Annotated in this window: 26 protein-coding genes and 1 pseudogene; 13 read left to right on the plus strand and 14 right to left on the minus strand. The window is 72.1% G+C overall.

What is annotated here, in order from left to right:
• Positions 1 to 72 precede the first annotated feature (72 nt).
• From H7A72_RS00760 to H7A72_RS00790, 7 genes are all read left to right on the plus strand, one after another.
• Positions 73 to 1,119: a type IV toxin-antitoxin system AbiEi family antitoxin gene (locus H7A72_RS00760; RefSeq protein WP_185221309.1), complete on the plus strand. Its 1,047-nt coding sequence runs from the start codon at positions 73 to 75 to the stop codon at positions 1,117 to 1,119.
• On the plus strand, positions 1,091 to 1,888 hold the full coding sequence (locus H7A72_RS00765; protein ID WP_084450795.1) for a nucleotidyl transferase AbiEii/AbiGii toxin family protein: 798 nt from the start codon (positions 1,091 to 1,093) through the stop codon (positions 1,886 to 1,888). The genes H7A72_RS00760 and H7A72_RS00765 overlap by 29 nt, the downstream gene beginning before the upstream one ends.
• Before the next feature lie 43 nt (positions 1,889 to 1,931).
• Positions 1,932 to 3,407, plus strand: coding sequence for an NAD-dependent malic enzyme (locus H7A72_RS00770; protein WP_185221310.1), 1,476 nt, complete (start codon positions 1,932 to 1,934; stop codon positions 3,405 to 3,407).
• A 103-nt stretch (positions 3,408 to 3,510) separates the two neighbouring features.
• Positions 3,511 to 4,290, plus strand: coding sequence for a fructosamine kinase family protein (locus H7A72_RS00775; protein WP_185221311.1), 780 nt, complete (start codon positions 3,511 to 3,513; stop codon positions 4,288 to 4,290).
• An 85-nt stretch (positions 4,291 to 4,375) separates the two neighbouring features.
• Complete coding sequence (locus tag H7A72_RS00780; RefSeq protein WP_185221312.1) at positions 4,376 to 5,665, plus strand: sensor histidine kinase; 1,290 nt, start codon at positions 4,376 to 4,378, stop codon at positions 5,663 to 5,665.
• The gene (locus H7A72_RS00785) at positions 5,662 to 6,354 is read left to right on the plus strand and encodes a response regulator transcription factor (RefSeq protein ID WP_185221313.1); all 693 of its coding nucleotides are present in this window, start codon (positions 5,662 to 5,664) and stop codon (positions 6,352 to 6,354) included. The genes H7A72_RS00780 and H7A72_RS00785 overlap by 4 nt, the downstream gene beginning before the upstream one ends.
• 2 nt (positions 6,355 to 6,356) lie before the next feature.
• The gene (locus H7A72_RS00790; RefSeq protein WP_185221314.1) at positions 6,357 to 7,205 is read left to right on the plus strand and encodes a hypothetical protein; all 849 of its coding nucleotides are present in this window, start codon (positions 6,357 to 6,359) and stop codon (positions 7,203 to 7,205) included.
• 60 nt (positions 7,206 to 7,265) lie between these two features.
• Here the strand turns inward: H7A72_RS00790 and H7A72_RS00795 are convergent, their stop codons facing one another.
• Genes H7A72_RS00795 through H7A72_RS00810 form a run of 4 tightly spaced genes read right to left on the minus strand, consistent with a single transcriptional unit; the run spans position 7,266 to position 11,873 of the window.
• Positions 7,266 to 7,919 carry a lactate utilization protein C gene (locus tag H7A72_RS00795; RefSeq protein WP_185221315.1) on the minus strand — a complete coding sequence of 218 codons (654 nt, stop codon included), beginning with the start codon at positions 7,917 to 7,919 and terminating at the stop codon, positions 7,266 to 7,268.
• A complete protein-coding gene (locus H7A72_RS00800; protein WP_185221316.1) occupies positions 7,916 to 9,385 on the minus strand; it encodes a LutB/LldF family L-lactate oxidation iron-sulfur protein in 1,470 nt (489 codons plus the stop codon). The genes H7A72_RS00795 and H7A72_RS00800 overlap by 4 nt, the downstream gene beginning before the upstream one ends.
• Positions 9,382 to 10,158 (minus strand): (Fe-S)-binding protein, encoded by a 777-nt coding sequence (locus H7A72_RS00805; RefSeq protein ID WP_370543546.1) that lies wholly within the window; start codon positions 10,156 to 10,158, stop codon positions 9,382 to 9,384. Before H7A72_RS00805 ends, H7A72_RS00800 begins: the two co-directional genes overlap by 4 nt.
• Positions 10,143 to 11,873: an L-lactate permease gene (locus tag H7A72_RS00810; RefSeq protein WP_185221317.1), complete on the minus strand. Its 1,731-nt coding sequence runs from the start codon at positions 11,871 to 11,873 to the stop codon at positions 10,143 to 10,145. Before H7A72_RS00810 ends, H7A72_RS00805 begins: the two co-directional genes overlap by 16 nt.
• A gap of 173 nt (positions 11,874 to 12,046) precedes the next feature.
• On the opposite strand from H7A72_RS00810, the gene H7A72_RS00815 reads away from it, so the two are divergent.
• Entirely contained in the window at positions 12,047 to 12,775 is a 729-nt protein-coding gene (locus H7A72_RS00815) for a FadR/GntR family transcriptional regulator (protein ID WP_223277716.1), read from the plus strand.
• A gap of 3 nt (positions 12,776 to 12,778) precedes the next feature.
• Here the strand turns inward: H7A72_RS00815 and H7A72_RS00820 are convergent, their stop codons facing one another.
• Together H7A72_RS00820 and H7A72_RS00825 are read right to left on the minus strand one after the other, a co-directional pair.
• The gene (locus tag H7A72_RS00820; protein WP_084450777.1) at positions 12,779 to 13,639 is read right to left on the minus strand and encodes an Fpg/Nei family DNA glycosylase; all 861 of its coding nucleotides are present in this window, start codon (positions 13,637 to 13,639) and stop codon (positions 12,779 to 12,781) included.
• Entirely contained in the window at positions 13,632 to 14,699 is a 1,068-nt protein-coding gene (locus tag H7A72_RS00825; RefSeq protein WP_185221319.1) for an App1 family protein, read from the minus strand. The genes H7A72_RS00820 and H7A72_RS00825 overlap by 8 nt, the downstream gene beginning before the upstream one ends.
• A gap of 89 nt (positions 14,700 to 14,788) precedes the next feature.
• Here H7A72_RS00825 and H7A72_RS00830 point away from each other — a divergent pair, with 89 nt between their 5' ends.
• Positions 14,789 to 16,033, plus strand: coding sequence for a hypothetical protein (locus tag H7A72_RS00830; RefSeq protein WP_185221320.1), 1,245 nt, complete (start codon positions 14,789 to 14,791; stop codon positions 16,031 to 16,033).
• 80 nt (positions 16,034 to 16,113) lie between these two features.
• On the opposite strand, the gene H7A72_RS00835 is transcribed toward H7A72_RS00830, so the two are convergent.
• From H7A72_RS00835 to H7A72_RS00855, 5 genes are read right to left on the minus strand one after another with little or no spacing between them, the layout of a single operon-like run.
• A complete protein-coding gene (locus H7A72_RS00835; protein ID WP_035903762.1) occupies positions 16,114 to 16,434 on the minus strand; it encodes a putative quinol monooxygenase in 321 nt (106 codons plus the stop codon).
• Positions 16,435 to 16,459: 25 nt separating this feature from the next.
• Positions 16,460 to 16,816 (minus strand): ArsC/Spx/MgsR family protein, encoded by a 357-nt coding sequence (locus H7A72_RS00840; RefSeq protein WP_072623427.1) that lies wholly within the window; start codon positions 16,814 to 16,816, stop codon positions 16,460 to 16,462.
• Between the two features lie 9 nt (positions 16,817 to 16,825).
• Complete coding sequence (locus tag H7A72_RS00845; RefSeq protein ID WP_185221321.1) at positions 16,826 to 17,704, minus strand: bile acid:sodium symporter family protein; 879 nt, start codon at positions 17,702 to 17,704, stop codon at positions 16,826 to 16,828.
• 53 nt (positions 17,705 to 17,757) lie between these two features.
• Entirely contained in the window at positions 17,758 to 18,669 is a 912-nt protein-coding gene (locus H7A72_RS00850) for an exodeoxyribonuclease III (RefSeq protein WP_185222241.1), read from the minus strand.
• A gap of 2 nt (positions 18,670 to 18,671) precedes the next feature.
• A complete protein-coding gene (locus tag H7A72_RS00855; protein WP_185221322.1) occupies positions 18,672 to 18,986 on the minus strand; it encodes a GNAT family N-acetyltransferase in 315 nt (104 codons plus the stop codon).
• Between the two features lie 107 nt (positions 18,987 to 19,093).
• On the opposite strand from H7A72_RS00855, the gene gdhA reads away from it, so the two are divergent.
• The gene (gene gdhA, locus H7A72_RS00860; RefSeq protein ID WP_223277717.1) at positions 19,094 to 20,449 is read left to right on the plus strand and encodes an NADP-specific glutamate dehydrogenase; all 1,356 of its coding nucleotides are present in this window, start codon (positions 19,094 to 19,096) and stop codon (positions 20,447 to 20,449) included.
• Positions 20,450 to 20,837: 388 nt separating this feature from the next.
• Here gdhA and H7A72_RS00865 read toward each other — a convergent pair whose 3' ends face one another.
• Positions 20,838 to 21,098, minus strand: coding sequence for a hypothetical protein (locus tag H7A72_RS00865; protein ID WP_185221323.1), 261 nt, complete (start codon positions 21,096 to 21,098; stop codon positions 20,838 to 20,840).
• 108 nt (positions 21,099 to 21,206) lie between these two features.
• Between H7A72_RS00865 and H7A72_RS00870 the strand changes: the two genes are divergently transcribed.
• Both H7A72_RS00870 and H7A72_RS00875 read left to right on the plus strand, forming a co-directional pair.
• A complete protein-coding gene (locus H7A72_RS00870; protein ID WP_185221324.1) occupies positions 21,207 to 21,452 on the plus strand; it encodes a hypothetical protein in 246 nt (81 codons plus the stop codon).
• A 284-nt stretch (positions 21,453 to 21,736) separates the two neighbouring features.
• The gene (locus tag H7A72_RS00875; RefSeq protein ID WP_223277718.1) at positions 21,737 to 23,290 is read left to right on the plus strand and encodes a DEAD/DEAH box helicase; all 1,554 of its coding nucleotides are present in this window, start codon (positions 21,737 to 21,739) and stop codon (positions 23,288 to 23,290) included.
• A 115-nt stretch (positions 23,291 to 23,405) separates the two neighbouring features.
• Here H7A72_RS00875 and H7A72_RS00880 read toward each other — a convergent pair whose 3' ends face one another.
• Both H7A72_RS00880 and H7A72_RS00885 read right to left on the minus strand, forming a co-directional pair.
• A complete protein-coding gene (locus H7A72_RS00880; protein WP_185221326.1) occupies positions 23,406 to 24,188 on the minus strand; it encodes an acyl-CoA thioesterase II in 783 nt (260 codons plus the stop codon).
• Positions 24,189 to 24,223: 35 nt separating this feature from the next.
• Positions 24,224 to 25,066, minus strand: a complete 843-nt coding sequence (locus H7A72_RS00885; protein ID WP_185221327.1) for an SDR family NAD(P)-dependent oxidoreductase — start codon at positions 25,064 to 25,066, stop codon at positions 24,224 to 24,226.
• Positions 25,067 to 25,140: 74 nt separating this feature from the next.
• On the opposite strand from H7A72_RS00885, the pseudogene H7A72_RS00890 reads away from it, so the two are divergent.
• Positions 25,141 to 25,899, plus strand: a pseudogene (locus H7A72_RS00890) (maleylpyruvate isomerase family mycothiol-dependent enzyme); the annotation flags it as partial.
• Between the last annotated feature and the right edge of the window lie 11 nt (positions 25,900 to 25,910).

A 25,910-nucleotide genomic window follows, 5' to 3' on the forward strand; every position in this document is an offset into this window, starting at 1 on the left:
CCAGATTCGGCGATCGGCGCGCCGCCCCGCCATAATGTTCACATTGAGGAGGGTTTCGCGTAGCGTGAACACATGAATATTCTGAACGCCGGGCACTGGGAGCGTGAGGTCGTCGACGCGACGGTGGTCGCGCTGCGGGAGCTCGGCGTCGCTCTGGAGGTCGAGCCCCCGTCGGCGGGGGAGCAGCGTGGCGACCTCCGGCCGGATGGGTATGCCGTGGTGCGGCTCGATGGCCGTGAGGTCAGGTACCCGGTAGAGGTCAAGCGTGGGCTGCGGCCCTCCACGGCCGCGCTCCTGGCGGCACAGGTGGGTGAGGGCCTCCTCATCAGCGACCACATCTCTCCAGCCGTCGGGGATCTCCTGCGAGCGCGCGGTGTCCAATACGTCGACAGCGCGGGAAATGCCCATCTGAGGGGGGCGGGTGTCCTCGTCGACGTCCGAGGTCGACGTGCTCGCGAGGGTGTGGCGCGATCGGTCCGCAAGGCGTCGCCGCTCTTCACCAGAGCGGGCCTGCCCGTCGTCCTCGCCGTCCTCGAGGAGCCCCGGCTGATCGAGGCGCCCCTCCGCGAGGTGCAAGCCCGCACGACGGTGTCCTTGGGCAGCGTCCAGAAGGTCATGGCCCACCTGCGTGAGCAGGGCTACCGGGCGAGTGACACCCCGGACGAAGGCCGGTGGCGCCGGCTGTACGACGGCTGGGTGGCTGCCTACCTGGCCGGGCCCCGGGACGACGCGCTCGTCGGGCGGTACTCGACGCGCCTGCGCCCGGACGACGTCGTGCGTGCGCTCGCCGACGGCGACGTGACCCTGTCGGGCGAGAGCGCCGCGCGAGCGGCCGGGTACGACATCGCCCCGGTGACGCTCGACCTCTACGTCCGTGACTCGGTGGGTCCCGCTGTGACGGCCGGAAGGCTCCGCCCTGACCCGGACGGGACGGTGACGGTGCGGCGCCCGGTCTGGACTCCCGGCTCCGAGCGTGAGCTCGGGAGGGGCGGACCGACGCACCGGCTGGCGCCCGGCCCGGTGGTCTACGCGGACCTGCTCGCGCTGCAGGACCCGAGGGGCGAGCACCTCGCCGAGGAGTGGCGGTCGCATGGCACGCGTCTTCAGCCTCGGACGTGATCAGCACGACGTCCCCGTGGACGTCGTGCAGGTCCTCGACAACAGGGCGCGGGAGCTCTCGCTGCCCATGGTCCTCATCGGCGCCGCCGCGAGAGATCTGTGCGTCCATGCACCGCTGGGCGAGCGTCCACCCCGGGCCACGCACGACGTCGACATCGCGGTGGCCGTGCCGCGGGGAGAGGCGCTCGCGGAGTTCCTGTCGGTCTTCGAGAGGGCGCGGCGCGTGCACACCGTGGTCATCCACGGCGTCGAGGTCGACGTCGTCCCCTTCGGGGGCGTGGAACGGGACGGTCGGGTGGCCTTCGGGGACGGCAGCGTGCTGGACGTCGTCGGTCTCGCGGAGGCGATGCGGGGGCCGGACGTGGTCGCTCTGGCTGAGGGGGTGACGGTGAAGGTCGCCAGCATCGAGATGCAGGCAGCGCTCAAGGTCCTCGCGTGGCGCGATCGGCACGTCCAGAACGCGAAGGACGCCGTGGACCTCCACGAGATCCTGGCCGCGGGGTCTCGTGGCCCTTACGAGGAGGAGGCGTGGGGCGACCTGGCGGCGCTGGAGGCTTGTGACTACGTGCTCGACCTGGCCGGCGCCTATCGCCTGGGTGCACTGTCACGCCGGGCCTTCACCGCGGCTCGTGCGCGAGCGGTGGCCGGCGTGCTCGACGACCCCGTCGTGTTCGCCAGGCTCGGGACCCAGATGTCGCACCTGTCGTCGGGTGAGCTGCTCGACGCGTACGCGCGCGGGTTCCGCAGGGGCGCCCACCCGTTGACCTGAGGCCGAGCGATGAAGGAGCGGGGAGCGGTGAGACACTGCTCACATGCCCGCAGCAACCCCTTCGTCGTACTCCATCACCATCCGCCTGCACACCTCGCCGGACTATGCCGTCGTCGGCCGCATCGCCACCGCGATCGCCGAGCAGGGCGGCATCGTCACCGCCGTCGACATCGCCGACTCGCGACACGACCGGCTCGTCATCGACGCGACCTGCTCCGGCTTCGACGTCAACCACACCGACGACCTCGTCGAGGCCGTCGAGGCGATCGACGGGGTCAAGGTGCACAAGGTCTCCGACCGCACCTTCCTGCTCCACCTCGGCGGCAAGATCGCCGTCAACTCCAAGGTCGCGCTCAAGACCCGTGACGACCTGTCGATGGCCTACACCCCCGGCGTCGGCCGGGTCTCGTCGGCGATCGCCAAGCACCCCGAGGACGCCCGCCGCCTGACGGTCAAGGGCAACAGCGTCGCCGTCGTCACCGACGGCTCGGCGGTCCTCGGCCTGGGCAACATCGGGCCCGAGGCCGCGATGCCGGTCATGGAGGGCAAGGCGGCGCTGTTCAAGCAGTTCGCCGACATCGACGCTTGGCCGATCTGCCTGGCCTCGCAGGACACCGAGGAGATCATCCGCGCGGTCGAGATGATCGCGCCCGGCTTCGGTGGCATCAACCTCGAGGACATCGCGGCCCCGCGGTGCTTCGAGATCGAGCGCCGGCTGCGCGAGAGCCTCGACATCCCGGTCTTCCACGACGACCAGCACGGCACGGCGATCGTCGTGCTCGCCGCCCTGCGCAATGCGCTGCGCGTCGTCGACAAGTGGCTCGAGCAGGTGCGCATCGTCGTCTCCGGCGGTGGCGCCGCCGGCTCGGCGATCGTCACGCTGCTGCTCGCCGCCGGGGCCAAGGACGTCGTCGTCTACGACCGCGAGGGCCTGCTGTCGTCCGACGACGAGTCCCTGACCGGCGCCAAGCGCGAGCTCGCCGAGCGGACCAACCCGCGCCAGGTCCGCGGCGACCTCGCCGACGGCCTGCAGGGTGCCGACGTCTTCATCGGCGTCTCCGCGCCCAACCTGCTCAAGGCCGAGTGGATCCGCGACAACATGGCGGAGGACCCGATCGTCTTCGCGCTGGCCAACCCCGACCCCGAGATCGACCCGGCCGAGGCGGCGCAGTTCGCCAAGGTCGTCGCCTCCGGTCGCAGTGACTACCCCAACCAGATCAACAACGTCCTCGCCTTCCCCGGCGTCTTCCGCGGGCTGCTCGACGCCCACGCCGAGGACGTGACGATCGAGATGCTCATCCGCGCCGCCGACGCGATCGCCGCGGTGGTCAAGGACGAGGAGATCAACCCCTCCTACATCATCCCGAGCGTCTTCCACCCCGATGTCGCCGACGCGGTGGCGGTCGCCATCGCCGGCGAGGGCAAGACCTCCGCCGGCGCCACCGGCCCGATCAAGGTCGGCTCCCGCTCGACGGCCGCACCCGTCGACGAGACCGGGGCCCTGCCGCGCCTGCGCTGAGCACCGGCGCAGGACGACGGGGGATGTGCGCCGGCATCCCCCTTCGTCCGGAGCGGGAGCGCCGGGGTGAGGGAGCGAAGGGCGAGGGTGGCACCCTTGACCCGTGAAGCCTCCCCGTACCTATCGCAAGGACACCTCGGCAGCCCCGCGCGGCTACTCCTCGTGGGAGGCGGCCGGGCTGCTCTGGCTCGCCGAGGCGCAGGAGCAGGGCGGGGCCCGCATCGCGCAGCTGCAGGACGTCGACCTCGACCACATCGACCTGCTGCAGTACGACGCGGGGCCGTCGACGAACTTCCACGCCGACGGGCTCGGGGTGGCGCTCGCGGCGACGCACGCGGCGGGGGCACCGGCCTTCGGCGCGCCGCCGGCGCGGTGGACGAGCCACGGGTTCATCGGCCCGGCCGACTCCCCGCTGCCGATGCCGCTGGAGCCGACCGAGCGCTGGGGTGAGTTCTTCGGCGAGCAGCGCATCCGACACCTGCTGCAGCTCGGGCGCTCCAAGGGCCTGTGGGAGGACGACGGTGCCCTCTTCGAGCGGGTTGCGGACCGTCTCGTGGCCGGTGAGTTCGACGACGGTCGGCCGCCGGCCCGTCTCCACGGTGATCTCTGGGCGGGCAACATCATCTGGACCCGCGAGGGCCCCGTCCTCATCGACCCGGCCGCGCACGGCGGCCACGCCGAGACCGACCTGGCGATGCTGCTGCTCTTCACGGCGCCGCACATCGCCCGGATCATCGCCGCCTACGACGAGGCCGCGCCGCTCGCCGACGGCTGGCAGGAGCGCGTCGGCCTGCACCAGCTCTTCCCCGTCATGGTCCACGCGATCGTCTTCGGCGGCGACTACGTGAGCCAGAGCGTCGAGATCGCCCGTTCCTACGCCTGATCCGCGGGCGAAGGGGGGATGTCCCCCCTTCGTCTCGGGGGAGGACTGGGCAGACCGCGACGCCGCGGATCCCTAGGTTGGTCAGGTGACCACGCAGACCATCTCCCCGCCCCTCGAACGGATCAGCCTCCCGCGGCGGTGGCTCGCCGGCTGGGGCAGCGTGCTGCTCCTCGTGACGAGCACGCTGACCTCGATCGGCGCCATCGTCCTCGTCAGCCTCGTCCTGACCGCCCTCGTCCTGGTGACGGCGGGCGGCATCGGCCTCGTCCTGCTCGTGCCGCTCGTGTGGCTGTGCGGGGTCTTCGGTCACGTGGAGCGGCACCGGATCGTCGCGCTGACCGGACGCCGCGTCGAGCCGCCGGCGCGGCGGGTGCAGCCGTGGTGGCGCCGGCTCTTCCTCGACGTCCACTCCTGGCGCAGCACCGCCTACCTCGCGCTGCACGGCCTGTGGGGCACCTTCATGGGGTGGCTGACGCTGCTCGTCCTCGCCCAGGCGCTGCTCATGCTCCTCGTGCCGCTGCTCGGCAACCGCCTGCCCGACAGCGGGATCTCGCTCTTCGGCTGGATCCCCGTCGACGGAGTCATCGCGATGGCGACCGCGTGGACCATCTCGCTCGTCACCCTCCTGCTCATGCCCCTGGTCGCCCACGGCCTGACCTCGGTCGACGTCATGCTCGCCCGCTGGCTCCTCGGCCGTGACGAGCGCAAGGTCGTCGAGCACCTCACCGCCCGTGTCGACACGCTCAGCGAGTCGCGCCGGGAGGCCGTCGACTCCGTCGAGGCCGAGCGGCGCCGCATCGAGCGCGACCTGCACGACGGGCCGCAGCAGCGGATGGTCTCGATCGCGATGACCCTCGGCATGGCCAAGGAGGCGATCCACCGTGACCCGCAGGGCGCCGCCGTCCTCGTCGACGAGGCCCACCGCTCGGCGAAGGAGGCCATCGTCGAGATGCGCCACGTCGCTCGCGGCATCGTCCCGCCGATCCTCGCCGACCGCGGCCTCGAGGCGGCGCTGCCGGCCCTGGCCGCCCGCTCGGCCGTGCCCGTCTCGGTCGAGGTCCACGACGTCGGTCGCCTCGACCCGACGACCGAGGCGATCGCCTACTTCGTCGTCAGCGAGGCCCTGACCAATGTCGCCAAGCACTCCGGTGCCGAGCACGCCCAGGTCGTCGTGGGCACCGATGACGAGCGCCTCACGGCCACCGTCACCGACGACGGTCGCGGCGGCGCCGACCCGACCCGCGGCACCGGGCTGACCGGGTTGCGCCAGCGGGTGACCGCCGTCGACGGCACCCTCGAGGTGACCTCCCCGAGCGGCGGGCCGACGACGCTCACCGCGACCCTCCCCCTTCGCACCGGACGGAGCCTGTCATGACCGACGAGACGGTCCAGCTCGAGACCACCCAGCCCGCGACCAGGGTCGTGCTCGCCGAGGACTCGGTCCTGCTGCGCGACGGGATCGTGCGCCTGCTGACGTCCGCCGGCTTCGACGTCGCGGCCGCCTGCCCCGACGCCGACAGCTTCATCGAAGCCGTCGACGAGCACCGGCCCGACCTCGTCGTCGTCGACGTGCGGATGCCCCCGACCTTCACCTCCGAGGGGATCGTCGCGGCGCTCGCGGTGCGCGACAAGCACCCCGAGACGGCCGTCATGGTCCTGTCGCAGTACGTCGAGGAGCAGTACGCCACCGAGCTCGTCGCGGCGAGGTCGAAGGGGGTCGGGTACCTCCTCAAGGACCGCGTCGCCGACACGAGCGACTTCATCGCCGCCCTGCGCGACGTCGCCGGCGGCGGCACCGTCCTCGACCCGGAGGTCGTCACCCAGCTGCTCACCCGAGCCCGGCACGCCGACCCGCTCGCCGCGCTCACGCCGCGGGAGCGCGACGTGCTCGACCTCATGGCCCAGGGGCGGACCAACTCCGCGATCGGCAAGCAGCTCTACGTCTCCGACGGGGCGGTCGAAAAGCACGTCACGTCGATCTTCACCAAGCTCGACCTGCCGCCGGCCGAGGGCGACCACCGTCGGGTGCTCGCCGTCCCCCGCTGGCTCGACCAGGAGGACTGACCATGACCACCACGCCGCTACCGCCCCGTCCGGGCGAGCCGACCGACCCCGAGCTGCGCGATCGCTACCTGACCGATGCCGCCCGCGAGCGCGAGGAGCGCCGCGTCCAGTCCGTCCGGCTCGCGGCGGAGCCGGCGCCCTCGCGCACGCCCGTCGGGGCGATCCGGGTCATCGCCCTCCTCGTCACCACCGTCCTCGTCGCCGGGGCGGGGCTGAGCCTGCTCGGCCCGATGCTCAAGCAGTCGGAGACGACCGACTACCAGCTCTCCGCGGCAGGTGAGCTCGACTTCGACGGAGCCGTCGGTGACGTGCGGGTGCGGGCCGCCGAGCCGGGTGAGTCGCCCCGGGCGGTCGCCACGAGCACCTGGGGGCTGCGCGAACCGCGCAACTCCGTGCGCACCTCCGGCGGAGCGACTCGGGTGACGTCGCACTGCCCGAGTCCCGGTCTCGGGACGGTGTGCGAGGTCGACTGGCTCATCGTCGTGCCGGCCGACACCGAGCTCGACATCGAGCACGGCGTCGGGCAGGTCACCGTCGAGGGCGCCTCGGGTGACCTCGACGTGCAGGTCGGCGTCGGTGACGTGACCGTCACCGAGGCCACGGGGGAGCGCTTCGAGGCCGAGGTCGGGGTCGGCGCACTCGAGTACGAGGCCGTTGAGCCGCCGCGCGTCGTCGAGGCCAGGGTCGGGGTCGGTGAGCTCGTCGTGCGGGTGCCCGACACGGTGCGCTACCGCGTCGACACCGGCAACGGCGCCGCCGAGGTGGCCAACTCCCTCGGCAGCGACCCGAGCGCGAGCCGCCGGATCATCCTCGAGTCCGGGGTCGGCGCGGTGCGCGTCGACCCGAGCTGAGCGGGTCTGCCCGAGCACGGCGGGGCCGGGGCGCCACGCGGGTGTGGCGCCCCGGCCCGCTCAGTCCGGCGCGTCGGCGACGAGGACCATGACGAGCGTGCGGGGGCCGTGCACACCCTCGACCCGTTGCAGCTCGATGTCGCTCGTGGCGCTCGGGCCACTGATCCACGTGAGCGGCCGGGAGCCTTCGGCGCCGGGGCGCAAACGCGCGACGGCATCGGGCACGTCGGCGACGACCTGGTCGGCCCGCACGACGCACACGTGGGTGTCGGGCACCAGGGTGATCGCGCGCCGGCCCTGGGCCGGCCCGTGGTCGAGCACGATGGTCCCCGTCTCGGCGATCCCGAGCGCGGCGCCCGTGACGACGCCGTCGATCGTGTCGAGGGAGGCATGGGTCGGGGTCTCGGCCTCTCGGTGCACCTGCGCCACCGTGGCGATCGCGTCGACCCACTCGGCCTCGAGGCCGGTCGGGACGACGACGCTGTTGCAGCCGTGCCGGGTCAGGGCCGTCGTGATCGCCTCGGCTGCGCCCGCCGGGGTCGCGTGCACGACCTCGGCGCGGTAGTCGGCGACCGTCTCGGCGAACTGCGTCAGGCCGTGGGCGTCGACGGACCCCCGGTCGCGCATCGGCTCGCGGGGCGTGGATGCCGCCGCAGTCGTGACGTCGGCGGTGGCCCCGCGGACGCGGGCGAGGATCTCCTCGCGGGCGCTCATCGCTCGTCCTTCCTCTCGCGGGCCCACCAGTGCCGGAAGGACTCGGTGGGCGGTGTCGGCAGGTCGCGGGCGTCGGTCCACGCGCCGAGCCCCGGGACCGATCGGACCGTGCGGTCGCCGATGAGACGACCGGCGAGCCCGGCGGCTCGCTGCGCCCCGGCGAGGCGGCGCGGGTCGGACAGCACCCACGCGGCGGCGCGCATGGCGGCGGACTCGGCGGCGTGTCCCTCCTGCTCGGTCACCCGGCCCCGCAGCTCCACGAGCAGCTCCGGGATGTTGATCCGCACCGGGCAGGCGTCGAAGCACGCACCGCACAGGCTCGAGGCGTAGGGCAGCGACTGGTCGACCTCGCTGGTCGTGCCGCGCAGCTGTGGGTTGAGGACCGCGCCGATGGGGCCGGGGTAGACCGAGCCGTAGGCATGGCCACCGGTGCGCTCGTAGACCGGGCAGACGTTGAGGCAGGCCGAGCAGCGGATGCAGCGCAGCGCCTCTCGGCCGACGGTGTCCGCGAGCACGTGGCTGCGTCCGTTGTCGAGCAGGATGACGTGCACGTCCTGGGGGCCGTCGCCCTCGTGGGCTCCGGTCCACATCGTCGTGTAGGGGTTCATCCGCTCGGCGGTGCTCGAGCGGGGCAGCAGCTGCATCATCGGGCCGAGGTCGTCCCAGGTGGGCAGCACCTTTTCGATCCCGACGACGGTGATGAGCGTCTCGGGGAGGGTCAGGCACATGCGGCCGTTGCCCTCGGACTCGACGACGACGAGGGTGCCCGTGTCGGCGATGGCGAAGTTCGCCCCCGAGATCCCCACGCGGGCGCGCAGGAACTTCTCGCGCAGGTGCAGCCGGGCGGCCTCGGCGAGAGCCGCCGGGTCGTCGGTGAGCTCCTCCGGCGCGGGGCGGCCGACCGCAGCCATCTCGCGGAGAAAGATCTCACGGATCTCGCTGCGGTTGCGGTGGATCGCCGGGACGAGGATGTGACTGGGGCGATCGTGGCCGAGCTGGACGATGAGCTCGGCGAGGTCGGTCTCCCACGCGTGGACCCCGGCCTCCTCGAGTGCTTCATTGAGCTCGATCTCCTGGGTCGCCATGGACTTGACCTTGACGACCTCGTCAGCCTCCTTGGCCCGCACCACCTCGAGGGCGATCCGGTTGGCCTCGGCGGCGTCGCGGGCCCAGTGGACGGTCGCGCCCGGGGCCGTCAGCGATGCCTCGAGCTGCTCGAGGTAGTCGCCGAGGTGGGTGAGGGCCTCGTCCTTGGCCTCGGCACCGGCCACCCGCAGGGCCTCCCACTGCGGGACCTCGGCGACGGCTGCGGCGCGCTTGTCGCGGATCGTGTGCGTCGCGTGGCGCAGGTTCTTGCGCTGCTGGGTGTTGGCGAGCGCGCCGCGTGCGGCCTCCGGGAAGGCGGGCATGCCGACGAAGGTCGGCGAGGTCGCCTGCACGGGGCCACCGGGGGTGCGTGTGCTCATGACGGGTCCTCCTCGGTCGACGCCACGATCTCGGCGAGGTGCATCTGGCGCACCCCGGAGCGCTGCCGCCCGAGCATCCCGCCGATGTGGGCCAGGCAGGAGTTGTCGCTCGCGACGAGCACCTCCGCCTCGGTGGCTCGCACGCTGCGGCACTTGTCGGCCCCCATGGCGACGGACACGTCGGAGTTCTTCATCGCGAAGGTGCCGCCGAAGCCGCAGCACTCCGTCGCCCCCGGCAGGTCGACGAGCTCGATCCCCCGCACCGCACGCAGCAGCTGCAGCGGCTTGTCGCCGACACGCAGCATGCGCAGGGAGTGGCAGGTCGGGTGGTAGGTGACGCGGTGCGGGAACCAGGCGCCGACGTCGGTCACGCCGAGCACGTCGACGAGGAACTCGGACAGCTCGTGGACCCGGGGCGCCACCTGCTGGACCCGGCCGAGGAGCCGGTCCTCACCGGCCTGCCGGGCGATCGTCGCGTGCTGCTCGCGGACCGACCCGACGCACGACCCCGAGGGGGCGACGACGGCGTCGTAGCCCTCGAAGACGTCGACGAAGCGGCGCACCATCGGGACGGCGTCGCGCCCGTAACCGGTGTTGGTGAGGGCCTGGCCGCAGCACGCCTGCTGCATCGGGAAGTCGACCCGGCAGCCGAGCCGGTCGAGCAGCCGCACGGTCGCCTTGAGCGTCTCCGGCCACATCGTGTCGTTGAAGCACGTGGCGAAGAGGGCGACCTTGAGGTCGGTGCGGGCCGGCGCGGTCACGGGAGCATCCACGACAGGACCGTCGACTGCAGGCCGACGATGAGGCACATGACGACGATGAGTCCGATGCTCCAGGGGAGCACCTTGCGCAGGATGGCGGACTCCTGGCCGACGAGACCGACGGCCGTGGCCGCGATCGTGAGGTTCTGCGGGCTGATCATCTTGCCGACGACTCCTCCGGAGGTGTTGGCCGCGACGAGCAGGGTCGGGTCGATCCCCGCCCGCTCGGCGGCGCTCTGCTGCAGGGTGGCGAAGAGCGCGTTGGCGCTCGTGTCCGAGCCGGTGACCGCCGTGCCGAGCCACCCGAGCAAGGGGCTGAGGAAGGCGAAGGCGGTTCCGGTCCCGGCGATCCAGGCGCCGATGGTGATCGTCTGCCCGGAGAGGTTCATGACGTAGGCGAGGGCGAGGACCGAGGCGACGGTGACGAAGGCCCAGCGCATCTTCACCGCGGTCTCCTTCATCTCGGCGGCCAGGCCGGAGAAGCCGATCCCGTAGGCCAGGGCCACGACGACGGCGCAGGCGAGGAGCATGGTGCCGGGGGAGGAGAGCCAGGAGAAGGAGTAGGTCGCCGAGGCGTTGACGCTGCCGTCGTGGGTGAGCACCTCACCGGCCAGACCGGGCCAGGGGATCTTGACGTTGGTCCCCGTGAGCCAGGTGTCGACGGCCGGCACGAGCTTGGCGATCGAGAAGACGGCGACGACGAGGACGTAGGGGAACATCGCCCAGGCGATGCGGCGCGGCGTGAGGGCGCGGGCCTGGGAGTCGAGCTCCTCGGGCGTGATCTGGTAGGCGTCGGCCGACCCGCCGCCGGTTGTAGGGCCGTCGGCCCCGGCGAGCGCGAACTGCTGCTCCCGTTCGACCTGGAGCGACTCGGTGGCCTCGTCACCGCCGGTCGGCTGCCAGGTCCGCAGGAAGGCGACGGCGACGGCGAGCGCGACGAGGGAGGCGATGATGTCGGTCATCTCGACCGAGATCCACGTCGCCGAGACCCACTGGGTGATGGCGAAGGCGAGGCCGATGACGACGGCGGCCGGCCAGGTCTGGCGGACCCCCCTTCGCCCGTCGACCATGAAGACGAGGAGCAGCGGGACGAAGATGGCGATGATCGGTGCCTGGTGGCCGACGTAGGCACCGATCTCCTCGTAGGGGATGCCAGTGAGGTTGCCGGCGGTGAGGATCGGGATGGCGATGGCCCCGAAGGCGACGGGGGCGGTGTTGGCCAGCAGCACGACCGTGGCGGCGCGAAGGGGGGCGAAGCCCACCGCCATGAGCATGACGCCGGTGATGGCCACGGGGGCGCCGAAGCCGGCGAGGGCCTCGAGGAGCGCGCCGAAGCAGAAGGCGATGATGATCGCCTGGATCCGCGGGTCGTCGGAGATGAGCCGGAAGGTCGCGCGCAGGTCCTCGAAGTGACCCGAGCGCACCGTGACCTCGTAGAGGACGATCGCGGTGAAGACGATCCACATGATGGGGAAGAGGCCGAAGACGGCGCCCTCGGTCGCCGCGAGCGCGGCGAGGTGGGCTGGCATCCCGAAGAAGACGACCGCCACGAGGATCGCGACCGCCACGGCGGTCAGGCCGGCCCAGTGCGCCTTCCACTTCAGCAGGCCGAGGGTGACGAAGATCGTCACCAGCGGCACGAGGGCCACGAGGGCTGAGACGGTGAGGCTGTCGAGCACCGGAGCGATCTCCGGTGTGAAGTCCATCGGTACGGCGGTGGGGGTCATCGTGGCTCCGGGTGCACGTCGTCGGGCGGGAGGATCGACGTAATGGTCGGACCATTGCGTCGAGGTTCGACCGTAGACCCGGTGAGGCCATCCCGTCAATGGTCGGACCAAAAGAACCGGCAATGGTCCGACCACTTCTCCCGGCCACCGGGAGGCCGTGCCATCCTGTGCTCGTGCGCGAAGATCCCAGCCCCGCGAGGCCCGGCGCGGGCCTCAAGGCCTACGAGGTCGTGCTCGCCTGGGTCGACGAGCGCATCCTCGACGGTCGGCTGCGAGTCGGCGACACCCTGCCGGCGGAGCGCGAGCTGGCCCGGATGCTCGAGGTGGGTCGTGCTGCGGTGCGCGAGGCGGTGCGCACGCTCGAGGCCCAGGGGGTCGTGCGTTCGTCGGTCGGGGCCGGTGGCGCCGGCGGGACGATGATCACCGCGGTGCCCAGCGGCGCCCTCGCCCGTCTGCTGCGCCTGCACGTGGCGCTCGCCAACTTCCCGCTGCCCGACGTGCTCGAGGTGCGGGTGGCTCTCGAGACGGTGAGCGTGCGCCTGGCCGCGGCGCACGCGACACCGGAGCAGCTGGCCGAGATGACCCGGCTGCTCGACCTCATGGAGACCCCGGGGATCGACCGGGAGCGGTTCAACGACCACGACACCGCCTTCCACGTCGCGCTCGCCGAGGCCGCGGGCAACCAGCTGGCTCGCGACGTCACCGCAGCCATCCGTGAGTCGATGCGGCTGCCGATCCTCGACGCCTTCCGCACCGTCGGCGACTGGGACGAGGTCGCCGACAAGCTGCGGGCGGACCACCGGCGGATCCACGCGGCGATCGCGGCCGGCGACGGTGATCTCGCGGCGGCGGCCACGGAGGAGCACATCCGCTCGGCATGGCGGCTGATCACCACCGACTGACGGCTACTTGAGGAACTTGCTCGTCCGTCGGTCGGCGAGGGGCTTGCCGCCGGTCTGGCAGGTGGCGCAGTACTGCAGCGACCGGTCGGCGAAGCTCACCTCGCGCACGACGTCACCGCACACGGGGCAGGCCTCGCCAGTGCGTCCGTGGACCCGCATCCCGGCCCGCTTGGCGTCCTTGAGCTCCTTCGCCGGCTTGCCCGAGGCAGCCGCGACGGCGTCGGTCAGGGTCGAGCGCAGGGCCTGGTAGAGCGTGTCCACCTGCTCGTCGGTCAGGGTCGACGCCTTGGCGAAGGGAGACAGCTTTGCCACGTGCAGGACCTCGTCGGAGTAGGCATTGCCCACCCCCGCGATGACCGACTGGTCGCGCAGCACGCCCTTGATCTGGGCGGAGCGGCCGGCGAGCAGCTCGCCGAAGGCCTCGCGGGTGAAGTCGTCGGCGAGCGGGTCGGGTCCCAAGCTCGCGATGCCCGGCACGGCCTGCACGTCGCGCACGAGGTAGGCGGCGAGGCTCTTCTTCGTGCCGGCCTCGGTGACGTCGAAGCCCGAGCCGTCGACGAGCCGCACCCGCAGCGCGATGGGTGACTTGCCGGGCCGCAGCACGGTGCGCGGCAGCTCCTCCGACCAGCGGACCCACCCGGCGCGGGCCAGGTGCAGCACGAGGTGGATGCCGTCGCAATCGATGTCGATCCACTTGCCGTGGCGGGTCACCCCGTCGACGGGCGCGCCGGCGAGGGCCTGCGGTGGCGGGTCGAAGGTCTTGAGCACGGAGAAGGACGCGAGCTCCAGCGACTCGACCGCCAGCCCGGCCATCCGCTCGCCGAGGAAGTCGACGAGTCCCTGAACCTCGGGCAGCTCAGGCACGGGCCCGGTCCGTCCCGAGTGCCTCGCGCATCTGCTCGAGCATCGTCCAGCCGTCGTTGGCCCGGCAGATCGGCAGCTCGACGCCGACGTGCTGCTCGAAGTCGTCGGTCGAGATCGGGGTGAAGTGGCTGAGCAGCTGCTCCGTCGTCGACAGCACGCGGATCCCGATGGCGCGCACCCGCTCGGGCAGCTGCTCGGCGAACTCGCCGTAGAGGCTCGGGTCGTGCTGCCCGTCGTCGCCGATGAGCACCCAGCGCACCTCGGGCAGCTCCCGCGCGAGCCGGTGCAGCGCGGCGCGCTTGTGGTCCTGCCCGGAGCGGAACCACCCGGTGTTCGTCGGCCCCCAGTCGGTCATGAGCATCGGTCCGAGCGGGTAGCCGGCGCGGCGCAGGAAGCGGGTGAGGGCGGGCACGAGGTTCCACGCGCCGGTCGAGACGTAGACGATCGGCGCGCCCGGGTGCTCGGCGAGCAGCTCGCGGTACATCGTCGCCATGCCGGGCACGGCGCGGCGGGTTCCTTCGTGGCGGAAGAAGGTGTTCCACGCGGCGATCATCGGTCGCGGCATCGTCGTCGTGATGATCGTGTCGTCGATGTCGGAGACGATGCCGAAGGTCTGGTCCGGCGCGACGATGAAGACCGCGGCGGTCGTGTCGGCGGCGCGTGGCGAGGAGATCTGCAGGTCGTGCCAGCCCGGCTCGAGCCCGTGACCGGTGATCGTCAGGTCGAGCAGACCGGAGCGGTCCACGCGGGTGCGGAACTCGCGCTCGCCGATCGTCACCGTCACCGGCTCACCCGCTGCCGGGGTGGTGAAGAAGACGCGCCACCCCCTTCGCTCGCTGTCGGCGGTGCGCAGCTCCAGCCAGGTGGCGCGGGCATCGGCGGCGGCCGGGGCGTAGGGGCGCCTGGTCATCAGGACCCGGCCGAGGACGCGGACGCGGTCGGCGCTGCCGTAGCCGGTGTGGGCGAGCACGCGGGTGCCCCAGCCCCGGCGGCGCATGGCGCCAGCCACCTGACGGTTCCAGGCGTCCTCGAAGATCGCGGCGGCGTGCGGTCTCGGCATGGGGCGAGCCTAGTCCGCGGTCGCGGGCGTGCGGTGCCCCACCGGGCCCTCCTCTGGCAGAGTGGCGCCCGGCGAAGGGAGCGCACGCGGTGGTTGACGAGGTGGCTGGCGGTGGGGTGGTCGACCTCGTGACGATGGGCTGCGCCTGGACCCTCGACCTCACCGCGCTCGACGCCCGCCTCGCCGACGAGACCCGTGACCGGTGGGCGCGGTGCGTCGACCTCGCGATCGACCCCGGCACGATCCGCCTCGACGAGGAGCCGACGACCCTGCGCGTCGGTCTCGGCGACCTGCCCGCGACCGAGGCGGCCGGGTCGGGCGTCGTGGGGTCGGTCGTCACCGCGAGCGACCCGGAGCGCCTGCCCTATGTCCTCTCCCGTGAGATCACCCGGCTCGGCCTGACCCGGCTGCGCGGTCGCGCGAGCCTGCTGCACGCCGCGGCGCTCACCGACGCCGACGGGCGTGCGGTCGTCCTCGTCGCCCCCTCCGGAGGGGGCAAGTCGACGGCCACGCGGGTCCTCGGGGAACGGCTGGGCTATGTCACCGACGAGTCGGTCGTGCTGCTCGCCGACGGGCGGATCGCGCCGCACCCCAAGCCCCCTTCGCTCGTCATCGACCCGGCCGACCGGTGGCACAAGGCGGAGCCGGCGCCCGACGAGGTGGGGCTGGGGCCGACGCCCGCCGCCCCGCGCATCGCCGCCCTGCTCACCCTCGCCCGAGACCCCGACGAGGCGCACCCGCGGATCGAGCCGGTCGGCCTGCTCGACCAGCTGCTCGCCGTGCTCCCGGAGACCTCGTCGACGTGGTGGCTCGACGACGGCCTCGACTGGCTCGCCCGCGCCGTGACGGCCGGCGGCGTCCCCGCCCGCCTCGTCTACGCCGAGGTCGCCACCTGCCACGAGCTCGTCGCGGAGCACCTGGCGCAGGCCGCGCCCGCCGCACCCACCTGGGAGCACCTGCCCCCGGCCGCGCACGAGCGCCTGCCCCGCGACGACGAGGGCTCCGCACCCGAGCCCACCCCCCGGACTCCGCATTCCCCCGGGGGAATGCGCACGGATCAGGCCCCGCCCCGGGTGGTCCGGGCGTCGTGGTCGGACGCGATCGCCTGCGACGGCGAGGTCTTGGTGCTCGCCGGGCCGCGCCCCCTTCGCCTGGCCGGTCCGGGGGCCGTGGCCTGGCGGGCTGCGCGCGAACCGGTCACCGTTGCCGACCTCACCACGACCGTCGTCGCGGAACTCGGGGAGCACCCCGAGGCAGACCGGATCGTGGGCGCGGCGGTCGCCGACCTGATCGACCACGGGGCACTGCGGCGGGTCGCCTCACCCGCCCCCTGACGTCCGGGTCACGCAAAAAAATCCCCGGCCTCGCACGAGGATGAAGCTCCTGCGAGGCCGGGGAAGGTCCTGCTGAGTGGTCAGTCGACCTTCAGCTCGCCCATCTCGTCCCAGCCGCTGCCCTCGACGGTGCGGCTGATGACGCGCGGGGTCTCGGTGATCGCCGGGCGCATCGACTCCATGGCCGCCGCGAAGTGGTCGCTGCCGACGTGGGCCTCGGCGGCGTCGTCCTGGAAGGCCTCGACGAGCACCCACTCGTCCTTGGTCTCCAGGCTCCTCGACCACTCGAAGAAGATGTTGCCCGGCTCGGCGCGCGTGGCCCGGGTGAACTCGTCCACGATCTCCGGCCACCGCTCGGTGTACTCGGGCTTGGTACGGAACTTCACGACGATGAGGATCATGACTGCACTCTAGTCCTCGGACGCGTCAGCCCCGGACGAAGGGAGCGACCCGGTCCTTGGGCCGGCCGATGATCGCCCGGTCGCCCTTGACGACCACCGGGCGCTGCATGAGGCGCGGGTGCTCGACGAGGACGGCGACGACCTGGTCGACCGTCGCGACGTCGGCGTCGGTCAGGCCCTGGTCCTTGAAGAAGGAGTCGCGGCGCACGAGGTCGGTCGGCTCGTCCTCGAGCTTGCCGATGAGCTCGCGCAGCGCCGCCTCGTCGAGGGGCTGCTTGAGGTACTGGTGCACCTCGGCCGCGACCCCGGCGCCCTCGATCGTCTCGACGGCGGCGCGGGAGGTCGAGCACTTCGGGTTGTGCAGCACGGTGACATCGCTCATGGGGTCAACCTAGACGGCCGGGGCCACGGCCCGCTCGGGCATCCGGCCCAGCGCGACGCCGAAGGCGAAGCCGAAGATGTTCATGACGATCGAGTAGACGGCGGCCGGGATGGCGATCTCGGTGCTGCCCATGACGCTGAGCGCGAGGGTCATGGCCAGGGTCGTGTTCTGGATGCCCACCTCGTAGGCGGCCGCCACGCCCTGGGCGCGGTCGAGGCGCAGACCGCGGGCGACGGCGTAGCCGACGCTCAGGGCCAGCGCGCACAGGATGGTGACGAGCAGTCCGGCCGAGCGGGTGTACTCGACGATGTTGTCCCGCTCGGCGACGATCGCCCCGAAGGCGACGACGACGAGGAAGACGATGGCGAAGGCCTTGATCGGACGCTCCGCGCGCTCGGCGATCTGCGGGCGGACCGAGCGCAGCCACATGCCGATGGCGACGGGCAGCAGCACGAGCACGACGACCCCGCCGAACTTGCCGAGCTGGACGCCGACCCCCTCGCTCTCCGCGTTGAAGTGGCTCACCGCCCAGCCGGTGATGAGGGGCAGGGTGACGATCGTCAGCACCGAGTTGACCGCCGTGAGCGTGACGTTGAGCGCGACGTCACCGCGGAAGAGGTAGCTGAACATCCCCGCCGTCGTCCCACCGGGCGAGGCGGCGAGGAGCATGACGCCGACCGCGAGGAGCGGCGCGAGGTCGAAGAGCCGGATCAGCCCGTAGGCGAGCAGCGGCAGGAAGAGCATCTGCAGCCCCAGGGCGACGATCACCGCGCGCGGGGCCTCGCGCACCCGGGTGAAGTCGGCCCTGGTGAGCGACAGGCCGAGTCCGAGCATGACGATGCCGATGGCGATGGGGAGCCCGATGGTCAGGGCCGGCGATTGGTCCATGCGCGGAGGTTACCGGCCGGTAGGCGTCGGTGGTAGACCCTCGCGCCGGACGGTCAGTCGGCGTATTCCACCACCACGGCCGCGTGGTCGCTCACCCGCTCCGGACCGCTGGCCGGACGGTCGGTGCCGGCGGTGACTGCGCGCTTCGCCAGGCCGGGGGTGGCGAGGTGGTAGTCGATCCGCCAGCCGGTGTCGCGGTCGAAGACACCGCCCATCCACGACCACCAGGACATCGGGCCGGTCGTGTCGGGGTGCATGCGCCGCACGACGTCGACGAGGGTGCGCGGCGAGACGATCGAGTCGAACCACTCGCGCTCCTCGGGCAGGAAGCCCTCGGACTTCTGGTTGGACCGCCAGTTGGTGACGTCGAGCTGCGTGTGCGCGACGTTGAGGTCGCCGAGCAGGAGGAACTCGCGCCCCGCCGCCCGTGCCGCCTTGCGGGAGCGGTCGAGCTGGCGGGCGAAGGAGGCGAGGAAGCCCATCTTGCGCTCGTACTTCGCCCCGCCGTCGGGGGCCTCGCGCCCGCCGGGCTTCTGCAGGTGGCCCGGCAGACCTCCCTTCGGCAGATACAACGAGGCCACGGTGAGCGGCTGGTCGGAGAGGTCCACCTCGACGTATCTCCCCTCGGAGGCGAAGGGGGACAACCCGCGCGCCATCGTGCCCGGCGGGGACGGCTCGGTGTGCAGGTGCTCCTCGCCGGGTGCACGCATGAGGACCTCGCCGTCCCAGGTGCGCACCGCCGCGGGGCGGGTGCGGGTGAGCACGGCGACGCCGTTGCGGCCAGCGATCTGGCCCGGCTCGTATGTCAGGTGGTGGTCACCGAAGACGCCAGGGGGCAGCTGCGCGGGCGGGCAGCGCACCTCCTGGAGCGCGACGACATCGGGCTCGCGCTCGGCGAGCCATGCCTCGAAGCCTCGGCGCTGCGCCGCCCGGATGCCGTTGACGTTGAAGGTGGCGACGCGCAGGGTCACTGCGGGATCGCGGCCAGGTCGTCGGGGGTCGGCTGCGCGATGGTGGCGCCGTGGTCGGTGTGCTTGGTCAGCCACTTCTTGACGTAGGGGCAGACCGGCACGACGGTCAGGCCCTCCTCGCGGGTGGCCCGCACGGCCTCCTCGACGACGATGCCGGCCAGGCCGTGCCCGCCGAACTCCTCGCCGACCTCGGTGTGGAAGAAAACTCGGCGGCCGTCGTGGTCGACGAACTGGGCGAAGCCGGCGACGACGCCGTCGGCGCTCACCTCGAAGCGGTCGGGCCCGGTCTCTCTGCTCACGGATGCGCTCATGCCACCCAGCCTCGCACGTGACGGGGACAACGCTGAGACAGCTCGGCCTGCACCCGCCCCCGCCGGTTAGCGTGAGGCGACCCACCCCCCTTCGAAGGAGATCGGCTGTGACCACCCAGGCCCTGCACCCCAACTTCCAGGGGCACTTCGACGAGGTGATCGCGCGCAACCCCGGTGAGCGTGAGTTCCACCAGGCCGTCTACGAGGTCATGCAGTCGTTGTCGCCGATCGCCGGCCGCGTCGACGACTACGCGCAGTGGTCGATCCTCAAGCGCATGTGCGAGCCGGAGCGGCAGATCATCTTCCGCGTGCCGTGGACCACGGACTCCGGGGACGTCGAGATCAACCGCGGCTTCCGCGTGGAGTTCAACTCCGCGCTCGGCCCCTACAAGGGCGGCCTGCGCTTCCACCCGAGCGTCAACCTGTCGATCATCAAGTTCCTCGGCTTCGAGCAGGTCTTCAAGAACTCGCTGACCGGCATGCCGATCGGTGGCGGCAAGGGTGGCTCCGACTTCGACCCCAAGGGTCGGTCGGACGCCGAGATCATGCGCTTCTGCCAGTCCTTCATGACCGAGCTCTACCGGCACATCGGCGAGTACACCGACGTCCCGGCCGGTGACATCGGCGTCGGAGGCCGCGAGCTGGGCTACCTCTTCGGCCAGTACAAGCGGATCACCAACAGCTGGGAGGCCGGCGTCCTCACCGGCAAGGGCCTGTCGTGGGGCGGCTCGCAGGTGCGCACCGAGGCGACCGGCTACGGCACGGTCTTCTTCGCCCAGGAGATGCTCAAGGCGAAGGGCGAGTCCTTCGACGGCAAGCGGGTCGTCGTCTCCGGCTCCGGCAATGTCGCGATCTACGCCGTCGAAAAGGTCCACCAGCTCGGCGGCACCGTCGTCGCGGTCTCCGACTCCGGCGGCTACGTCGTGGACGAGTCCGGCATCGACCTGGCCCTGCTGCAGGAGGTCAAGGAGGTCCAGCGCGGCCGCCTCACCGACTATGCCGAGGCGAAGGGAGGGTCCGCCCGCCACGTCGCCGACGGCTCCATCTGGGACGTGCCGTGCGACGTCGCCCTGCCGTGCGCGACGCAGAACGAGCTCGAGGAACAGCACGCCCGCACCCTCGTGAAGAACGGTGTCCGGCTCGTCGCCGAGGGCGCCAACATGCCGTGCGTGCCGGAGGCGATCGAGGTCTTCCGCGAGGCCGGCACCCTCTACGCGCCCGGCAAGGCCTCCAACGCCGGTGGCGTCGCCACCTCCGCGCTCGAGATGCAGCAGAACGCCAGCCGCGACTCGTGGGGCTTCGAGGAGACCGAGCTGCGCCTCGAGGAGATCATGCGCGACATCCACGCCAACTGCCTCGAGACCGCCGAGGAGTTCGACGTCCCGGGTGACTACGTGGCCGGCGCCAACCTCGCCGGCTACATCAAGGTCGCCGACGCGATGGTGGCTCAGGGCGTCATCTGATCCCAACGTTGGTCGAGGTGTGAGGAGCTCTGCGACGAGCCTCGAGACCGCGCCCACCTCGTTGGTCGAGGTGTGAGGAGCTCTGCGACGAGCCTCGAGACCGCTCCCACCTCGTTGGTCGAGGTGTGAGGAGCTCTGCGACGAGCCTCGAGACCGCTCCCACCTCGTTGGTCGAGGTGTGAGGAGCTCTGCGACGAGCCTCGAGACCGCGCCCACCTCGTTGGTCGAGGTGTGAGGAGCTCTGCGACGAGCCTCGAGACCCGGTGACCTACCTCGAGACCGCTCCCGGTGAGAGGGCCGGCGCGCTGCCTCGCCCGGTGCCTGAGGAGGCCGACCGCGGCCGTCTCGAAGGGTCGTCGTCGCGTGGTCACGTTGTCGTTCTCGGTCCTCACGAGCACCCGCAGCAGTCGCAGCACTCGTGGTCCTCGAGATGCACCAGCTCGAAGGGGGTCCCGAGGCAGAGCCGGACCATCGCGGCGCTGTGCGGGCTCGTGCAGATCTCGAAGTCCCCGGCCTCGTGCAGACGCAGCAACTCGGTCGCGGCGAGCATGGCGCTCGCCTCGAGCGGGCTGAGCTCGGGTGAGTAGAGACGGGCGCGCAGCTTCGTCAGCTCGGCGGTGTGGTCGGGGCGCTCGGTGCGGTGGGTCATGTCGCCACCCTGAGCTGCGACGAAGGGGGTGTCAGCTCCCTTCGTCGGGTCGTAGCTCAACCGCAGCTGACCTGTTCCCTGTCGGCGCAGCCTGCCAAGCTGCCCGGCATGGCGAACAACACCGAAGTTCTGAAGCCGTGGATCGTCGAGGCTTTGCAGTCCGGGGGCCGGGAGAAGTCCATTCTCGAGGTCGCGAAATTCGTGTGGGAGCACCACGAGCAGGAGCTGCGCGATGCGGGGGACCTCTTCTTCAGCTGGCAGTACGACCTGCGCTGGGCGGCACAGGCCCTCCGTAACGAGGGTGAGCTCAAGGCCAAGGACGGCAAGAGGTCCGGCGGCTGGGAGCTCGTCTGAGTCCGAGATCATCGCCGCCGGGTCTCGAGGCTCAGGCCCGGGGGCCTTCGCTCCTCGACCAGCGTGGAGGGCCGCCCCCTTCGCTTGCCCATAGCCGACACCCGCGGTCAGGCGCCACCCCCTTCGCCGCTACACTCGACGCAGCAGCCGTTCAGTTCTGCAGCGAGCTGCTTCTCCTTTTGCAACGATGCCATCGCGCCGCGAGCGTCCCCTGCACAGCAGCAGGCATGACCCGCGCCGGGCAGAACCGAAGCATCATGACTCCGTCTGGAGCACCCTTTTTCGTGACGACCACGACCTTCGCCGACCTCGGCGTGCCCACCTCCCTGACCTCCGTCCTGGAGCAGCAGGGCATCACCACCCCGACCCCGATCCAGGCGGCGACGCTGCCGGACTCCCTCGCCGGCCGTGACGTGCTCGGCCGCGGGCGCACGGGCTCGGGCAAGACCTACGCCTTCCTCCTGCCGCTCGTGGCCCGCCTCGTCGAGTCGGGCACGCGCCGCCAGGCCAAGCGCCCCCGCGCGCTGATCCTCGCCCCGACCCGCGAGCTCGCGATCCAGATCGAGGACTCCCTCACCCCGCTCGCGCAGGCCGTGGGCCTGCGCAGCCGCACCGTCTTCGGCGGCGTCGGCCAGAACCCCCAGGTCAAGGCCATCGCCGCCGGCGTCGACGTCGTCGTCGCCTGCCCGGGCCGCCTCGAGGACCTCATGGGCCAGGGGCACGTCGACCTGTCGGCCATCGAGGTGACGATCCTCGACGAGGCGGACCACATGGCCGACCTCGGCTTCCTGCCCGGCGTCAAGCGGATCCTCGACAAGACCCCGCGTGGCAGCCAACGGATGCTCTTCTCCGCGACCCTCGACGGCGCGATCAACCAGATCGTCAAGCGTTACCTCGAGCAGCCGGTGACCCACGAGGCCGACTCGGCCCAGTCGCCGGTCGCGAAGATGACCCACCACGTCCTGCACATCAAGAGCACGGACCACCTGCCGGTCCTCACCGACCTCGTCGCCGCGCCGGGCCGCAAGGTCGTCTTCACCCGCACCAAGCACCGCGCCAAGAAGATGGCCCGCCAGCTCAACGCCGCCGGCGTCCCCGCGGTCGAGCTGCACGGCAACCTCAGCCAGAACGCGCGCACCCGGACCATGGAGGCCTTCCACTCCGGCACCGCGCAGACCCTCGTCGCCACGGACATCGCCGCCCGCGGCATCCACGTCGACGACGTCTCGCTCGTCATCCACGCGGACCCGCCGGTCGAGCACAAGGCCTACCTCCACCGCTCCGGTCGCACCGCGCGCGCCGGCGCCGAGGGCACGGTCGTCACGCTCATGACCGACGAGCAGGTCCGCGACGTCCGCGACCTCACCCGCAAGGCCGGCATCAAGCCGACGACAACCCGCGTGGGCGTCGGCCACGAGCTGCTCACCGAGCTCGCCCCGGGCGAGCGCACCTTCCCCGGTCCCTTCGTCGTCGAGGCCCCTGCCCAGCAGGGCAACGGCCGGGCGAAGGGAGGCAACCGCGGCGGTGGTCGAGGTGGCCAGGGTCAGGGCGGTCAGGGCGGCCGCAGCTCCCAGGGCCGCGGCGGCTCGGGCGGTCAGGGCTCCGGGCGCGGTGAGCGTGGCGGCGCCGGTCGCAACCGCAACGGTAGCGGCCAGGGCGGCGGCTCCGGCCGCGGTCGCAACGGCGGCGGCCAGGGCGGTCAGTCCCGAGGCGGCAGCCAGGGCAGCGGCGGCGGTCAGCGTCGGGGCGGTCAGGGCGGCAACCGCCAGGGCGCCTCGCGCGGCGGCAGCGTCGTCGCCTTCTCCTCGAGCAGCACCGGTCGCAGCGGCCGCCGCTGATCCACCCCCCACTGAATGAAATACGACCCGCGCGTCTGGACGCGCGGGTCGTATTTCATCCGCTGAGGACAGAGGGGGCAGCTCGTCGCCGGGCTGCTCGCCGAACCACCCCGGCCTAGCCGAAGACCGCGACCGTCTGCCGGCTGATCGCGACGAGGCGCCCGTCCGGGTGCCACACGCGGGCGTCGGTGTGCCCGTAGCCACCACCGGCGACATCGGTGCGCACCGAGTAGGGCCAGTGCGCGTCGGGCTCGGCGGTGACGTCGTCGACGATCTCGAGCGTCCACGTCATGCTGCTGCCCGGCTTGAGCTCGGAGAGCATCTGCACCACCGCCGGCGGCCAGCAGTCGACGAGCGTGACGAAGTGCCGGATGTCGAAGGTCGGCGGCGCCTGCCGGAAGCGCATCCACCCGTCCATGTGCGACGTCGACGCCCCGGAGTAGGGGAAGCCGCCGTCGGCCAGCCGCATCTCGAGGTGCTGGAAGAAGTCGGGCGTCATCCCGGCGATGTAGGGGAAGGGCTCGATCGTCTCCGGGGCCGCCATCTGCGGCGCCTCGGCGGTCGCAGCCACGCTGATCGCCGACTCGCGCGGCGCACCGAAGGCCCCGAGCGCGACCGCCACCGGCGCGCCCTCCTGCCGCAGGGTCCCGAGCACCTGGGTGGCGCTCTTGCCCGAGCGCAGCACCTCGACCTCAGCCTGCGCGGCACCGGGCACCACCGGCGCGACGAAGTTGACCGTCAGGCTCCGCAGCGACGCCGCCTCGGGCACGTGCGGCAGCATCGCCGAGACGAGCAGCCCGCCGACGAGACCGCCGAAGGTGGCCCGGCCCTGCCCCCACCCCGCTTCGACGTGGACGTCACCGGTCGCGGCCTGGTCGAGCATCTCCTGCAGAACCATGCCGTCAGCATATTTCGGCCCGGAGAGGGCCGCGGTCACCCCTCGGCGCGCAGCATCTCCCGGTATCCCTCGCGATAGGTCGGGTAGCGCAGCTCGACCCCCGCCGCCCGCAGGCGCGCGTTGCGCATCCGCCGCCCGGTCGGCGTCTGCACGCCGGTCGGCGCCGGTCGCGCGATGCCCAGCTCGTCGGCGACGAAGCCCCGCACGTCGCCCGCAGACGCCGGCTCGTCATCGGTGCCCACGTAGAGCTCGGCCGGCATCTCGGGCATCGTCAGCAGGTGGGTGATCGCGGTGGCGGCGTCCTCGCGGTGGATTCGGTTGGTCCAGCGCCCGGGGTCGTGGTTTTCCCCGTCGCGCACCCGCTGGACGAGTCGCCCGCCCGGCCGGCCGTAGAGCCCACTGAGCCGCAGCACCGTGCCGTGAGGCAGTGCCTCGTGGAAGAGCGCCTCCGACTCCAGCAGGATCCGCGGCCGATCCGACTGCGGCGCAACGTCGGTGGTCTCGTCGAGATCGCCCTCGAGCCCCTCGTAGACGCTCGTCGACGACACGAGCACCGCCCGCCGGGGAGTGCCCGCGCGCAGCACCGCCTCGAGCCCGTGCCGCACCGCGTCGACATAGGTCGTGCGGTAGCCGCCGGGGTCGCGCCGGTCCGGGGTCATCGTGATGACGAGCAGGTCGGCGGGCAGGTCGGGCACGGGCCCGGCCGCCAGGTCCGCGGACACCCCCCGGATGTGCGGCGGCAGGGCCGTGACCGTGCGACGCACCCCGGTGACGTCCACCCCCTTCGCGTGGAGGGCGGTGCCGACCCGGGTGCCGAGGTCACCGCACCCCAGCAGCACGGCGCGAAGGGGGGAGCTGTCCGGTCGGTTCGTGGTCACGGCACGATCCTCCCACCCCTAGGGTGAGCCCATGACGCGACTCGAGCCGCTCGACCTGTGGGGAGCAGGCCTCCCAGGACCTCCTCGCCGTCCTGCGGGACCTCGGCGACGACGACTGGGGCCGCCCGGCGCTGCCGGGCTGGACCGTCCAGGACGTCCTCGCCCACCTGGCGCACCTCGAGTCCGAGGCGGCCGGTCTGCCCCAGCCCGTCGGGGGTGCGATCGACGTCGAGTCCAGGGCCAACCAGCCGATGCCGACCGACCTCACGCACATCGGGGTCGAGGCGCGCCGGGGGCGTTCTGCCGCAGAGCTGCTCGACGAGTTCGAGACGGCGTGCGCTCGCCGCCGTGAGGTCTTCGCGGGGCTCGACCTCACCGATCCGTCGCAGCCGGCTCCCGGCATCGTCGGTGCGCTCGGCTGGGACCTGGCGACCCTGCTGCGCAACCGCCCCATCGACCTGTGGGTCCACGAGCAGGACATCCGCTCCGCCACCGGTCGCCCCCTGACGACCACCGGTGTCGGGGCCGCGCACGTCGCCGACCTCATGACGAAGATCTTCCCGATGTTCCTGCGCCGGCTGCCGGCCGGCACTGCGGTCGTGGCCGACATCTCCGGGCCGCAGGGCCGGGTGCTCGCAGCCCGGGTGGGCGACGACGGGAGGGCTGCCCCCTTCGACCCGAGCGAAGGGAGTGACGTCACCCTCGAGATGGACGACGTCACGTGGCTGCGGCTCACCGGCGGTCGGGTCGACCCGGCGGACGCCGACGTCACGGTCACCGGCGACGAGGGGACGGCGGCCGTCGTGCTCGGGCGGCTCAACGTCACGCCCTGACCCGGGCGTAG

This window comes from Janibacter sp. YB324 (genome assembly GCF_014217915.1).
GTDB classification, from domain to species: Bacteria; Actinomycetota; Actinomycetes; order Actinomycetales; family Dermatophilaceae; genus Janibacter; species Janibacter indicus.

Bases quoted from the DNA above. Each gene is read 5' to 3' on its own strand.
- H7A72_RS00765 (WP_084450795.1), top strand. From the start codon at position 1,091: ATGGCACGCGTCTTCAGCCTCGGACGTGATCAGCACGACGTCCCCGTG.
- H7A72_RS00870 (WP_185221324.1), top strand. From the start codon at position 21,207: ATGGCGAACAACACCGAAGTTCTGAAGCCGTGGATCGTCGAGGCTTTG.
- H7A72_RS00770 (WP_185221310.1), top strand. From the start codon at position 1,932: ATGCCCGCAGCAACCCCTTCGTCGTACTCCATCACCATCCGCCTGCAC.
- H7A72_RS00785 (WP_185221313.1), top strand. From the start codon at position 5,662: ATGACCGACGAGACGGTCCAGCTCGAGACCACCCAGCCCGCGACCAGG.
- H7A72_RS00835 (WP_035903762.1), bottom strand. From the start codon at position 16,434: ATGATCCTCATCGTCGTGAAGTTCCGTACCAAGCCCGAGTACACCGAG.
- H7A72_RS00825 (WP_185221319.1), bottom strand. From the start codon at position 14,699: ATGCCGAGACCGCACGCCGCCGCGATCTTCGAGGACGCCTGGAACCGT.
- H7A72_RS00790 (WP_185221314.1), top strand. From the start codon at position 6,357: ATGACCACCACGCCGCTACCGCCCCGTCCGGGCGAGCCGACCGACCCC.
- H7A72_RS00760 (WP_185221309.1), top strand. From the start codon at position 73: ATGAATATTCTGAACGCCGGGCACTGGGAGCGTGAGGTCGTCGACGCG.
- H7A72_RS00880 (WP_185221326.1), bottom strand. From the start codon at position 24,188: ATGGTTCTGCAGGAGATGCTCGACCAGGCCGCGACCGGTGACGTCCAC.
- H7A72_RS00795 (WP_185221315.1), bottom strand. From the start codon at position 7,919: ATGAGCGCCCGCGAGGAGATCCTCGCCCGCGTCCGCGGGGCCACCGCC.
- H7A72_RS00840 (WP_072623427.1), bottom strand. From the start codon at position 16,816: ATGAGCGATGTCACCGTGCTGCACAACCCGAAGTGCTCGACCTCCCGC.
- H7A72_RS00810 (WP_185221317.1), bottom strand. From the start codon at position 11,873: ATGACCCCCACCGCCGTACCGATGGACTTCACACCGGAGATCGCTCCG.
- H7A72_RS00800 (WP_185221316.1), bottom strand. From the start codon at position 9,385: ATGAGCACACGCACCCCCGGTGGCCCCGTGCAGGCGACCTCGCCGACC.
- H7A72_RS00865 (WP_185221323.1), bottom strand. From the start codon at position 21,098: ATGACCCACCGCACCGAGCGCCCCGACCACACCGCCGAGCTGACGAAG.
- H7A72_RS00855 (WP_185221322.1), bottom strand. From the start codon at position 18,986: ATGAGCGCATCCGTGAGCAGAGAGACCGGGCCCGACCGCTTCGAGGTG.
- H7A72_RS00845 (WP_185221321.1), bottom strand. From the start codon at position 17,704: ATGGACCAATCGCCGGCCCTGACCATCGGGCTCCCCATCGCCATCGGC.